This window comes from Streptomyces sp. M41(2017), from assembly GCF_002078175.1.
GTDB lineage: Bacteria > Actinomycetota > Actinomycetes > Streptomycetales > Streptomycetaceae > Streptomyces.
Genome location: NZ_MWFK01000001.1, coordinates 4,525,220 through 4,538,708 on the forward strand (window position 1 = coordinate 4,525,220; position 13,489 = coordinate 4,538,708).

The following is a 13,489-nucleotide window of genomic DNA, read 5'->3' on the forward strand; positions in this document are numbered from 1 at the left end:
CGGGAAGAACTCACGCCTTTCCCTGCTTTCCCGCGTTACCGGCCAACTTCGCGGCCAATATCTGTCCTATGTCGGACAGCGGGCGGGGCTGGGTCATAGCCCCGTGCACGCAGTCGATGGCGTGTACTTCGACGCGTCCGTTCGTATGCGGGGACCAGACATCGGGAGCGGGTTCACTGCCCGCCTTGTCGGCGGCCGCGGCAAAGAACAGGATGTCGCCCATGAACTTGCCGACATTGATGCGCTCGCTCAAGTTGGCGATATCCACGAAGACTTCGACCAATGACGAGAACCCATCCGTGCCGAGACCGGCGAGAGGACTGTCGGGTGACGTCGGGTCATGTCCGATGGACTCGGCAATGGCACCCAGTACCTCGGGGCTGTCGTACGACAGCCGCCCGCTCTCCCAGCCGTCGGCGGGCAGGTAACTGTCCATCATGGCGAGCAGCGCGACGTCCTCGCCTTCCTCCTGCAGGCGCACCGCGATCGCGTGAGCCACGATGCCGCCGAAGGACCAGCCGAGGAGGGAGTACGGACCGGAGGGCTGAACCGAACGGATCTCGTTCAGGTAGTCCTCGACCATCTCCTCCACACCGGGTGCCGCTGCGTCCGGATCGCTGAACTTACGGGCCTGCAAGCCGTAAAGAGGCTGCTGACGATCCAGATGACGCAAGAGGCCGGAGTACGCCCAACTGAGCCCGATCGCCGGATGGACACAGAACAACGGGTCGAGATCCCCCTCGGTGCGCAGGGGAAGCAGGACCCCGAACGAGTCCCCGGAGGAGCACCCCGGTGCCCGGTCCAACTGCTCCACGAGCGTGGCGATGGTGGGGGTCTCGAAGAGGGCGGTCACCGGGAGTTCGACGTTCAGGATGGTGCGGATGCGGCTGACCAGCCGAGGCGCCAGGAGCGAGTGTCCCCCGAGTGCGAAGAAGTTGTCGTCGATGCCGACGGTGGGTACGCCCAGGACTTCGGCGAACAGGCCGCACAGGATCTCTTCCCGTGGGGTGCGCGGACCGCGTCCGGTGCCGGCCGTCGTCGGCAGGTCGGGAGCGGGCAGGACCCGCCGATCGACCTTGCCGTTGGTGGTGAGCGGGAGCCGGTCGAGCACCACGAACGCGGAGGGAACCATGTATTCCGGCAGTTGATCCGCCATCTGCGTGCGCAGGGTCTCGACGTCCACCTGCCCGCCGCGGCCCGGATCGGCGACCACATAGCCGACGAGACGCTTGTCGCCCGGCTGGTCCTCGCGCGCTATGACCGCGACCTGCGCCAGCCCCGGAGCACGGCTCAACACGGCTTCGATTTCGGCGAGTTCGATGCGGTAGCCGCGGATCTTGACTTGGTCGTCGGCTCGGCCGGCGAATTCGAGGAGGCCTTGGGGGGACCAGCGGGCGAGGTCGCCGGTGCGGTACATGCGGGTTCCGGCGGGGCCGTAGGGGTCGGCGACGAACCTTTCGGCGGTGAGGTCCGGTCGTGCGAAGTAGCCTCGGGCCAGTCCGGTGCCGGCGAGGTGGAGTTCTCCGGTCACGCCTGTTGGGACGGGCTGGAGGTTGGTGTCGAGGATGTAGGCGCGCATGCCGTCCAGGGGGCGTCCGACGGGTATCGGTGCGGGCACGGTGTCGGTGGTGGTCCAGGGGGCCTGGGTGGCGAAGAGGGTTGTTTCGGTGGGGCCGTAGGCGCAGCGGACGATGGTGTCGGGGCAGTGCTGGAGTACTCGGCGTACGGCGGTGGGGGAGATCAGGTCGCCGCCGGTGATGACTTCGCGTACTCCTGTGAGGCAGCGGGGGTTTTCTTCGGCCATGAGGCGGAAGAGTCCGGCGGTGATGTCGAGGCCGGTGATCTGTTCCTCGGTGATGATCCGGGCGAGTTCGGCGACGCCGAGTTCGCCTTCGGGGGTGATGACGGTGCGTCCGCCGTGCAGGAGGGGGACCCAGAAGGCGTAGGTGGAGGGGTCGAAGGCGTACGAGGCCAGGAGCAGGACCCGTTCGTGTGCACCCGCGCCGAACATGCCGTCGACGGTGAGGTCGAGGATGGCGCGGTGGGTGACCGCCACGCCCTTGGGACGCCCGGTCGAACCGGAGGTGTACATCACGTAGGCGAGCTGCTCGGGCCGGCTCTCGATACCTGGGTCACCGACGGGCAGGCCGGCGAGTTCCGCGTCCTCGTCCACCACGACCAAGGCGCCGGCGTCGGGCAGCCCGCGGTCGCGCATGGCGCGATCGGTCAGCAGGACCGGTGCGGAGGTCTCGTCGACGATCCACTGCATCCGCTCCAGCGGATACCCACTGTGCAACGGCAGATAGAAGGCACCCGCCTTGAGCACCGCGAGGAGCGCGACCACGAGGTCGACCGAGCGTTCCATCAGCACGGCGACCGGCGCTTCCCGCTGCACACCCAACCCGGCCAGGCGATGGGCGAGTTGGTTGGCCTGCTCGTCCAACTCCCGGTAGGAAAGCTCCCGTCCGGCGCACCGCACCGCCACCGCGTCCGGCGTCCGCCGCGCCTGGGCCGCGAAGGCCGCCGGCACCGAAGCAGCCCCGAGCCCCTCACCAGCCTCCGCGCCGGCCGACAACTCCATCAGCCGTACGCGCTCCGTCTTGGACAGAAGATCGGCTTCACCGATCCGGCGGTCGGGAGCGGTGCTGAGCTGTGTCAGCACCCGCACCAGCTGTGCCACCGTCCGTTCTGCGGTCTCCTGCTCGAAGACGTCGGTGTTGTACTCCAGCATCCCGTCGAGCCCGGCCGGACGGTTGTCGGCCTCGTAGTGCTCGTTGACGATGAAGCCAAGATCGAACTTGGCCGTACGGGTGCTGAAGACGTCCTCGGCCTTCGTCGCGAGACCGGGCAGCGACAACTCCTGGCCACCGGTGTTCTGCAGGACCACCATGACCTGGAAGAGCGGATGCCAGGACAGTGAGCGCGTCGGATTGACGGCCTCGACCACGCGCTCGAACGGCACGTCCTGGTGCATGTAGGCGGTCAGCGCCGTCCTGCGGACTTGCTCCAGAAGTTCCCGGAACGTCGGGTTGCCCGAGGTGTCGGTCCTCAATACGAGCGTGTTGAGGAAGAGGCCGACCAGATTGTCGAGCGCCTCGTCGGTGCGGCCCGCGCTCGGGGTGCCGATCGGTATGTCCGACCCCGCGCCCAGGCGGCTCAGCAGGGTGGCGACGGCGGCCTGGAGCACCATGAACACCGTGGTGTTGGTGGCCCGGGCCAGGTCGACGAGCCTGCCGTGCAGCTCGGGGCCCATGTGGAGGGGAACCATGTCGCCGCGGTGGCCTGCCACCTTGGGCCGGGGGCGGTCGAAGGGCAGCTCAAGTCGGTCCGGCATGCCTTCCAACGCCTCCTGCCAGTAAGCGAGTTGCTTGCGCACCACGGAATGGGGGTCCTCCTCCGCGCCGAGGAGATCGCGCTGCCACAGGGTGTAGTCCGCGTACTGCACCGGAAGTACGGGCCACGTCGGGGCCCGTCCCTGGAGCCGGGCGCCGAACGCGGTCTCCAGATCGCGTCCGAGCGGCCCCATCGAAGCGCCGTCACTGGCGATGTGGTGCATGAGCAGCAGCAGCACCCGCTGCCCGGGACCGACGGTGAACAGTGTCGCGCGAAGCGGCGGTTCGGCGGACAGGTCGAAGACGTACTGCCCGGCCGACCGCAGTGTCGCGGCGATGTCCTCCTCGTCGCAGCGGACATGATGCAGTGTCAGGTCGACGGCGTCCGCCGCCAGTACTGTCTGGGCCGGGATCCCGCCGATCTCCCGGAAGACCGTGCGCAGGCTCTCGTGCCGTACCACCACGTCGTTCAGCGCCTGTTCGAGGACATCCGCGTCCAGGTCTCCGGTGATCCGGAACGCCACCGGGACGTTGTAGGTGGCACTCGGGCCTTCCAGCTTGTTCAGGAACCACAGCCGGTTCTGCGCCGGCGACAGCGGAACCAGTTCCGGACGCTCCACCACGGTCAGCGCCGGCCGGGCCGAACCGGCCTCCGCCTCCGCGACCCGACCCGTCAGCTCCGCGACCGTGGGCGCCTCGAACAGGGTCCGCACCGCCAGCTCGACACCCAGCACCGACCTGATCCGGCTGACCACCCGGGTCGCCAGCAGCGAGTGGCCGCCCAGCTCGAAGAAGCTGTCGTCGACACCCACCGCCGGGACGTCCAGGATCTCGGCGAACAGTCCGCACAGAATCTCCTCCAGTGGAGTCCGCGCAGCACGACCGCTCACCCCCGCCTCGTACACGGGCGCCGGCAGAGCCCGCCGGTCCAGCTTGCCGTTCGTCGTCAACGGCAGACGGTCCAGCACCACGAACGCCGAAGGGACCATGAACTCCGGCAGCGATCCGCCCGCGTGAGCACGCAGGGCGTCCGCGCCCGCCCCACCGCTCCCGGCCTCGGCCACCACATAGCCCACCAGGCGCTTGTCACCCGGCTGGTCCTCCCGCACCACGACCGCGACCTGTGACACCGCCGGGTGACGACCCAGCACCGCCTCGATCTCGCCCAGCTCGATGCGGAAGCCGCGGATCTTCACCTGGTCGTCCGCCCGGCCGACGAACTCGAGCTGGCCGTCACCACGCCACCGCACCAGGTCACCGGTGCGGTACATACGACTGCCGGCCGATCCGAACGGATCGGCGACGAACCGCTCCGCCGTCAGGCCCGGGCGACGCAGGTACCCCCGGGCCACGCCCGTGCCCGCGATGTACAGCTCACCCGGCACACCTCGTGGAGCCAGCCGCAGCCGCTCGTCCAGGACGTACGCCCGGGCGCCCCTCACCGGGGCTCCGATCGGGGTCGAGGCGGACGCATCGGTACCGGACAGCGGCTCGCTGGCCGTCGCCGAGATCGTCGACTCGGTCGGCCCGTAGAGGTTCAGCATCCGCCGTCCGTCCGCCCAGCGCGCGGTCAGGGCGGGGGGACACGCCTCGCCTCCGACGCTCAGCACCCGCAGGGCGGGGAAGGGCCGCGCCGGCAGGGTGGCGAGCACACTCGGCGGCATGTCGGCGCAGGAGATCCGGCGCTGCTCCAGATAGTCGCCGAGAGCGTCTCCGACCAGGGGGCCGGGGGAGGGGACGACGAGGGTCGCGCCGAAGCAGAACGCCCGGATGAAGTCTTCGAACGCCATGTCGAAGCTGATCGAGGCCAGCTGCAGGACCCGGTCGTCCGGCCGGACCTGGTACTTCTCCGCCACGGTGGCGGCCAGCGCGCAGATACCGCGGTGGGTGACGGCCACGCCCTTGGGGCGGCCGGTCGAGCCCGACGTGTAGACGGTGTACGCCAGTCCGTCGGTCCGGAGCCGGGCGGTCCGCTCGGCGTCCGTGGGATCGGCGCCGTCGAGTCCGGCGAGGGTCGCGGGGTCGTCGAGGACCACGGCGGCCGGGCCACCCCGGGGGAGCCGTCCGGCCATCTCCCGGCTGGTGAGCACGCGGACCGGGGCGGCGTCCTCGAGCATGAACGCGATGCGGTCCGCCGGGTACTCCGGATCGACGGGCAGGAAAGCGGCGCCGGCCTTCAGGATGCCCAGCAGTGCCGCCACCATCTCCACCGACCGGGGTACCGCCAGCGCCACCAGCTGCTCGGGGCCGACCCCGTGCGCGATCAGCAGGCGGGCCACCTGGTTGGCCCGCGTGTTCAACTCGGCATAGGTGAGCACGGTGCCTTCGTGCTCCAGCGCCGGCGCGTCGGGGCGGAGCGCCGCCTGCTCCTGGAACAGGTCGCTGAAGAAACGGTGTTCAGGTGCCGGCCCCCCTGCTCCCTCGGTGAGCAGTTCGCTCCGCTCGGCCGGGTAGAGCAGCTCGGCGGCGCTGATCGGAAGGTCGGGTCGCTCGGCGACGGCCGCCAGCAGCAGCCGGAGACCTTCGATGAACCGCTTCGCGGTACCCGCGTCGGACAGATCGGTCCGGTACTCCAGGAAGCCGTCGAGTCCCGCGGGTTCCCCCGCGCCGTCCGCGACCTCGTAGAAATTGAAGGTCAGATCGAAGCTGGTCACGTCTTTGGTGAGGTCTTCGGCGACGGCCGACAGACCGGGCAGCTCGAACACGGGGGCCGCGGTGCTGTGCATCACCAGCATGACCTGGAACAGGGGATTGCGGGCCAGCGAACGCTCCGGGTTGAGGATCTCCACCAGGCGTTCGAACGGGACGTCCTGGTGGGAGTAGGCGGCGAGGTCGGTCGCGCGGGTCCGGGCGAGGAGTTCTCGGAAGCTCGGGTTTCCGGAGGTGTCGTTGCGCAGGACCAGGGTGTTGACGAAGAAGCCGACGAGGTCGTCGAGTGCTTCGTCGGTGCGGCCCGCGACCGGGGTTCCGAGGGGGATGTCGGAGCCCGCGCCGAGCCGGCTGAGCAGGGTGGCGAGGGCGGCCTGGAGGACCGTGAACAGCGTGGTGTTGCTCTCCCGGGCCAGACCGAGCAGGGCACGGTGCAGGTCGGCGTCGATCCGGATGGGGACCGTGTCGCCGCGATAGTCGGCCACCTTCGGACGAGGACGGTCGAAGGGCAGCTCCAACTGGTCGGGAATGCCGTCCAGGGCGGCCTTCCAGAAAGCCAGTTGCTCGCTCATGAGGGAACCGGGGTCGTCCTCCGAACCGAGGAGCTCGCGCTGCCACAACGTGAAGTCCGCGTACTGCACGGGCAAGGGCGACCAGCTCGGGGCCGTACCCGCGCACCGTGCGGCGTAAGCAAGGCTGATGTCACGGGCCAGCGGGGCCAGCGACGAGCCGTCGTTCGCGATGTGATGCTGGATCAGGAGCAGGACGTGGTGCTCCGGACCGGTGGTGAACAGACGGGCCCGCAGCGGCAGATCGACGGTGACGTCGAAGGCGGTGTTGCCGGCGGCTCGAAGTGCCTCGTCAAGGTTCGCGGCCTCGACTTCCACCACCGGCAGCTCGGGGCGGACCTGGTCGGGCTCCAGAATGAGCTGCTGAGGCTCCCCGTCGACCTCTGGGAACACCGTCCGCAGCGTCTCGTGCCGGCCGATCACGTCGACTATCGCCGCCTCCAGAGCCGCTCGATCGAGATCACCTGAAAGCCGTACGGCGAGTGGCAGGACGTAGGTGGCGCTCGTCCTCTCCAGGTTGTTGAGGAACCAGAGACGGTTCTGCGCGGCGGACAGCGGGATCCTCGCGGGACGCTCCATCGCGGTCAGCGCGGGCCTGGCCGCGTCCGCCTCCGTGAGCCGGTCGGCGAGGGCGGCGACGGTGGGGGCCTCGAAGAGGGTCGGTACCGCAAGTTCGACGCCCAGGGTCGACCGGATGCGGCTGGCCAGGCGGGTGGCGAGGAGGGAGTGTCCGCCGAGTGCGAGGAAGTCGTCGTCGATGCCGATGGTGGGTACGCCCAGGACTTCGGCGAACAGGCCGCACAGGATCTCCTCGCGCGGGGTGCGTGGGCCGCGTCCGGTGCCGGTCTTCGTCGGTGCGTCGGGTTCGGGCAGGGCCCGCCGGTCGAGTTTGCCGTTGGTGGTCAGCGGGAGCTGGTCGAGGATGACGAACGCTGAGGGGACCATGTACTCGGGCAGCAGACCCGCCGCATGGGTGCGCAGGGCTTCGGCATCAATGGTGGTGCCGGCGTTCAAAGGGGTGCCGGTGCTCTCGGCGACGACGTAGGCCACGAGGCGTTTGTCGCCCGACCGGTCCTCACGGGCCACGACCGCGACCTGCGCGAGCCCGGTGAAGCGGCTCAACACCGCCTCGATCTCGCCGAGTTCGATGCGAAACCCGCGGATCTTCACCTGGTCGTCGGCGCGGCCGACGAACTCCAGCAGGCCGTCGCCCGACCAGCGGGCCAGATCGCCGGTGCGGTACATACGGGTTCCGGCCGGGCCGTAGGGGTCGGCCACGAACCGCTCCGCGGTCAGGTCCGGGCGCCCGAAGTAGCCGCGGGCCAACCCCGCACCCGCCAGATACAGCTCCCCGGTGCCCCCTGCCGGAACCGCCTGCAGAGCGCCGTCCAGGACACGGGCCCGCATGCCGTCCAGCGGACGCCCGACGGGTATCGGAGCCGGCACCTCGTCAGCCACGTCCCACGGCGCCTGAGTCGCGAACAGCGTCGTCTCGGTCGGACCGTACGTCGACCGCACGACCGTGTCGGGGCAGTGTTCCAGCACCCGCTGGACGGCGTTCGGGGAGATCACATCACCGCCGGTGATCACTTCCCGCACCCCGGCGAAGCAGCCGGGGTCCTCCTCCGCCATCACCCGGAACAGGCCCGCCGTCACCTGAAGTCCGGTGATCTCCTCCTGCGCGATGAGGCGGGCGAGCGTCGCGACACTGAGATCATCGCCGGGCGTCACCACTGTCCGGCCGCCGTGCAGCAGCGGCACCCACAGCTCGTAGGTCGAAGGGTCGAAGGCGTACGGCGCCACCATCAGCACTCGTTCGTGGGCACCCGCGCCGAACATGCCGTCCACGACGAGGTCGAGGACGTCGCGGTGGGTGACCGCCACCCCCTTGGGACGCCCGGTCGAACCGGAGGTGTACATCACGTAGGCGAGCTGCTCGGGCCGGCTCTCGACGCCCAGGTCACCGACCGGCAGACCGGCCAGCTCCTCGTCCTCGTCCACCACGACCACGCTGCTCGCACCCGGTACACCTCGGTCCCGCATGGCGCGATCGGTCAGCAGGACCGGCGCGGAGGTCTCGTCGACGATCCACTGCATCCGCTCCAGCGGATACCCACTGTGCAACGGCAGATAGAAGGCACCCGCCTTGAGCACCGCGAGGAGCGCGACCACGAGATCCACGGAACGCTCCATCAGCACCGCGACCGGCGTCTCGGATCCGACGCCCAACCCGGCCATTCGGTGAGCGAGTTGGTTGGCCCGCTCGTCCAACTCCCGGTACGACAGCTCCCGTCCGGCACACCGCACCGCCACCGCGTCCGGGGACCGCAGCGCCTGAGCCGCGAAAGCCGCCGGCACCGAGTCGCCGACCGGCGCCACGTGCGACTCGAACGACGCACCCTCGACAGAATCGACAGCATCTGCGGTGTGCATTGCCAATCACCCTCTTTCGGTGTTGAGACCGCGCGAAGTTCAGGGGGACCAGCGACGCGGATGATCTTTGCGGAATGGGTGGCCCGGATGACGCGTGATCGTCACGGAATGCAAGGCCTCGGACGACACGGGATCGTCGCGGAATGATGATTCCGGCATCTCCGCAGTCACATTAAGGGAGCGGCCACGGGCGGTCACTCCGCGATCCGGTGGGGAAGCCCGGATCTCGAGCGGTCCTGGATCGCACTTCCAGTACGGCCGGGGTCCTCGAATTCGAATCCAGGTCCGCTTGAGGATCACTCTGGTCCCGTGCGGCCGCATCAAGTCGAGGGATATCGTGCCGACACTGGCGCATCCGAGAGTTGCCCCGCAGAGATCAAAGTAATGCCGCCCCGGCGAATTGAAAACCGTGCACCCGTGAGGAGCAGAAGGAGCGAGGCCATGACCAACCCTTTCGACAACCCCGAGGCCGAGTACCTCGTGCTGGTCAACGAAGAGAAGCAGTATTCGCTCTGGCCGAAGTTCGCCGAGGTGCCGGCCGGTTGGACCGCGGTGCATGCGGATGACCGCGCATCGTGCATCGACTACATCGACTCGAACTGGAAGGAAATGCGCCCGCACAGCCTCGTACGGCACATGAACTCGGTGGCGTGAACCCTCCCCGCTCTCGCCGACCCGGGTTCCCGCCCACAGTCAATCGGGATAGTGAAGCAAATGGCGAATTCTAACGTGTCCATTTTTGATGAACTCTCCATTGACCATGTCGAGTTCTACGTGCACGACATGGCCGTGGCCGCAGCGCAGTTCACAGACAGCTATGGGTTCGAGATCTACGGAGCTTCCGAAACGTCGGATTCCGACGAGGCCATCCGTTCGGTGGCGCTCGGCAAGAATCAGATCCGGCTGGTGCTGACGACGGCGCGGGGCGCCGACCACCCCGCGGCCGCGTACGTCGAGCAGCACGGTGACGGGGTGGCCAATATCGCGCTCACCACCTCCGATGCCGCCGGGGCCTTCACCGAGGCGGTGCGCCGGGGCGCGGCGGCGGTGGCGGAACCGGCCGAGCGGGACGGACTCGTCACGGCCTCGATCAGGGGCTTCGGAGATGTGATCCACACCTTCGTGCAGCGTCCCGCGCTCACCGACGCACGGACCCTTCCGGGCTTCTCGGCGGTTCCGGAGAAGAGTGCCCGGTTCGACAGTGGCCTGGGCGAGATCGACCACTTCGCGGTCTGCCTCGAACCAGGGCAGCTCGCGTCCACCGTCGAGTTCTACGAGAAGGTCCTGGACTTCCGGATGATCTTCGAAGAGCGCATCGTCGTGGGCAGTCAGGCGATGGACTCCAAGGTGGTCCAGAGTCGATCCGGCTCTGTCACGCTCACGCTGATCGAACCCGACACCTCGCTGGAGCCGGGGCAGATAGACAAGTTCCTGAAGAACCACGGCGGAGCCGGCGTCCAGCACATCGCCTTCACGGCGGACAACATCGTGGAGTCGGTGGGCCTGCTCAAGTCGCTGGGTGTGTCGTTCCTGAGCACTCCGGACGCCTACTACCGGCTGCTCTCCGTGGATCTGGCCAAGCACTCCGTTTCCCGGCTGCGGGAACTGGACGTACTGGTCGACGAGGACCACGACGGTCAGTTGTTCCAGATCTTCACCGCCTCGGTCCACCCGCTCGGCACCTTCTTCCTGGAGGTCATCGAGCGTCTGGGGGCTCGCACCTTCGGGAGCGGGAACATCAAGGCGCTCTACGAAGCCGTCGAGCGGCAGCGGGTCGAAGAGGGGGCTGAGAAGTAATGGCCCTGCCGTCCGGGGGAGTGGTCGACACAGCGGGAACGCAGCCCGTGTGCGTGAAGGATCTGCGACAGTCGGCCGCCGCGCGGCTGGCGCCCGAGGTATGGGACTTCATCGCCGGCGGCAGCGGCACGGAATCCACCCTGGACGCCAACCGTGCGGCCCTGGACAGCGTGTCCCTCGTGCCCCGAGTGCTGGCAGGCGTCAAGACGACCGACACCGGCGCGCAGCTCCTGGACACGCCGGCAGCGCTGCCCCTCGCCGTCGCGCCGATGGCGTACCAGCGTCTGCTGCATCCGCAGGGCGATCTCGCCGCCGCGGAGGGCGCGTCGGCGGCGCAGGTGCCCTTCGTGGTCAGCACGATCAGCAGCCACGCGCTGGAGGAGATCGCCGAGGTCGGGGCGACCCTGTGGTTCCAGCTGTACTGGCTGCACGACCGTGGCCGCGTGGTCGAGCTGATCCGTCGCGCCGAACGCGTCGGCTGCCAGGCGCTGATGGTGACCGTGGACGTCCCGATCATGGGCCGTCGGCTGCGCGACCTGCGCAACGAGTTCGCGCTCCCGTCCTGGATCCGCAGTGCCAACCTCGAACCCGACGGCCCCTCCGCGGCGCACTCCCGCCGGCCCGGCGCGTCGGCCGTGGCCGCGCACACGAAGCTCGCCTTCGACTCCACGTTCGGCTGGTCCGACCTGGAATGGCTCCGGGAGCAGACCCGACTCCCCCTGGTGATCAAGGGCGTCCTTGATCCCAGGGACGCGGAACAGGCTGTCCGACTCGGCGCCGACGCCCTGGTGGTCTCCAATCACGGCGGCCGGCAGCTGGACGGTGCACTGCCCAGCATCACCGCGCTGCCATGGGTGGTCGAAGCGGTGGCCGGGCAGTGCCAGGTCCTCATGGACAGCGGTGTCCGCAGCGGCACCGACATCCTGCGAGCACTGGCGCTGGGTGCTGACGGGGTCCTGATCGGGCGTCCGGTGCTGTGGGGGCTGAGCACAGCCGGGGCGCCGGGCGTCGCTCAGGTGCTCTCGCTCCTGCGGACGGAACTCGAGGAGGCCCTCCTCCTGGCCGGCTGTGCCGACCTGGCCGCCGCACGCACCCTGCGGTCGTTCGTCTCCGGTGCGCGGGCCTGACACGGACATCTTTCATTCCCCTGAACACACTCTTGAGGAGAAGGCGTCATGCAAGTCGAAGACCACGAGTTCGATGTCGTTGTCGTCGGTGGTGGGCCGGGTGGCTCCACCGTGTCCACCCTGGTGGCCATGCAGGGTCACCGTGTTCTTCTCCTGGAGAAGGAAGAATTCCCCCGGTACCAGATCGGGGAGTCCCTGCTGCCCTCGACGGTGCACGGAATCTGCCGGCTCCTCGGTGTCTCGGAGGAACTGGAGAAGGCCGCTTTCATGCCCAAGCGCGGCGGCACCTTCCGGTGGGGAAGCAGCCCCGAGCCGTGGACCTTCTCCTTCTCCGTCTCCGCGACCTTCTCGGGCCCGACCTCCCTGGCCTACCAGGTCGAACGGATGAAGTTCGACCAGATCCTTCTGGACAACGCGCGCGCCAAGGGTGTCGAGGTCCGCGAGAAGAGCTCCGTGGTGGACGTCATCGAGGAGGACGGCCGCGTCTGCGGGGTCGTCTACAGCGACGCCGACGGAATCCGCCACGAGATACGCAGCCGCTTCGTCGTGGACGCCTCCGGCAACAAGAGCCGCATCCAGAGCCGCATCGGCGGCAAGCGGCACTACTCGGACTTCTTCCAGAACATCGCGCTCTTCGGCTACTTCGAGGGCGGGAAGCGGCTTCCCGCCCCCAACTCCGGCAACATACTCTGCGCCGCCTTCAACTCCGGCTGGTTCTGGTACATCCCGCTCACCGACGAGCTCACCAGCGTCGGCGCGGTCCTGCGGCGCGACGCTCTGGAGCGGGTCCAGGGCGACCGGGAGAAGGCCCTGATGGGCCTGATCGACGAATGTCCGCTCATCGCCGAGTATCTCTCCGAAGCACGTCGGGTGGAGAGCGGACCCTACGGCGAGATCCGCGTCCGCAAGGACTACTCGTACTGCCAGGACACCTTCTGGCGCCCCGGCATGGTCCTCGTCGGCGACGCGGCGTGCTTCATCGACCCCGTCTTCTCCTCCGGCGTCCACCTCGCCACCTACAGCGGACTTCTGGCCGCCCGCTCCATCAACTCGTCTCTGAGCGGCGACTTCGAAGAGACGAAGTGCTTCGAGGAGTACGAACTCCGGTACCGCAACGAGTACTCGCTCTTCCACGACTTCCTGGTGGCGTTCTACGACATGCACCAGGACGAGGACTCGTACTTCTGGACCGCCAAGAAGGTCATGAACAGCTCGGCACCCGGACTCGAGTCCTTCGTCGAACTGGTCGGCGGCGGAGCCTCGCACGAAAGCGGACTGGTCAACGCCACCTCCTACACCGAACAGCGCGAATCCACCTTCCGGGAGTTCTCCGAGCTGGCCGACCGGCCCGCGGGCGAGAGCGGAACGGACCGCGACCTGTTCGACTCGACGCTCGTCCAGTCGGTCCTCGAAGAGGGCGCCAAGATCCAGGTCCATGCCGCGCTGGGAGACGTCGACGACGACGAAGGCCCGTTGCGGGACGGCGGCCTCGTGCCCTCCGCCGACGGCATGCGCTGGGCGGAATTCGGCTACTGACCCGACCCCGACCCCGCCCTCGCGCCCCGATGCGGGCGGGCCGGCC

At 68.6% G+C, this 13,489-nt stretch carries 5 protein-coding genes; 4 read left to right on the forward strand and 1 reads right to left on the reverse strand.

The genetic code is table 11. From position 1 onward, the window contains the following. Nucleotides 1–10: 10 nt before the first annotated feature. Nucleotides 11–8,983 (reverse strand): non-ribosomal peptide synthetase, encoded by an 8,973-nt coding sequence (locus B0675_RS19765; RefSeq protein ID WP_081220142.1) that lies wholly within the window; start codon nt 8,981–8,983, stop codon nt 11–13. Between the two features lie 441 nt (nt 8,984–9,424). Between B0675_RS19765 and B0675_RS19770 the strand changes: the two genes are divergently transcribed. From B0675_RS19770 to B0675_RS19785, 4 genes are read left to right on the forward strand one after another with little or no spacing between them, the layout of a single operon-like run. Further along, nucleotides 9,425–9,637, forward strand: a complete 213-nt coding sequence (locus B0675_RS19770) for an MbtH family protein (protein WP_081220143.1) — start codon at nt 9,425–9,427, stop codon at nt 9,635–9,637. A gap of 60 nt (nt 9,638–9,697) precedes the next feature. Further along, on the forward strand, nt 9,698–10,780 hold the full coding sequence (gene hppD, locus B0675_RS19775) for a 4-hydroxyphenylpyruvate dioxygenase (RefSeq protein WP_081220144.1): 1,083 nt from the start codon (nt 9,698–9,700) through the stop codon (nt 10,778–10,780). Further along, nucleotides 10,780–11,907: an alpha-hydroxy acid oxidase gene (locus B0675_RS19780; protein ID WP_081220145.1), complete on the forward strand. Its 1,128-nt coding sequence runs from the start codon at nt 10,780–10,782 to the stop codon at nt 11,905–11,907. The genes hppD and B0675_RS19780 overlap by 1 nt, the downstream gene beginning before the upstream one ends. Before the next feature lie 48 nt (nt 11,908–11,955). Continuing rightward, on the forward strand, nt 11,956–13,443 hold the full coding sequence (locus B0675_RS19785) for a tryptophan 7-halogenase (protein WP_081220146.1): 1,488 nt from the start codon (nt 11,956–11,958) through the stop codon (nt 13,441–13,443). Nucleotides 13,444–13,489: the final 46 nt, after the last annotated feature.

What these genes read in the sequence shown, in the direction of transcription:
- B0675_RS19765 (WP_081220142.1), bottom strand. Translation starts at nt 8,983, where the DNA reads ATGCACACCGCAGATGCTGTCGATTCTGTCGAGGGTGCGTCGTTCGAG.
- B0675_RS19770 (WP_081220143.1), top strand. Translation starts at nt 9,425, where the DNA reads ATGACCAACCCTTTCGACAACCCCGAGGCCGAGTACCTCGTGCTGGTC.
- hppD (WP_081220144.1), top strand. Translation starts at nt 9,698, where the DNA reads ATGGCGAATTCTAACGTGTCCATTTTTGATGAACTCTCCATTGACCAT.
- B0675_RS19780 (WP_081220145.1), top strand. Translation starts at nt 10,780, where the DNA reads ATGGCCCTGCCGTCCGGGGGAGTGGTCGACACAGCGGGAACGCAGCCC.
- B0675_RS19785 (WP_081220146.1), top strand. Translation starts at nt 11,956, where the DNA reads ATGCAAGTCGAAGACCACGAGTTCGATGTCGTTGTCGTCGGTGGTGGG.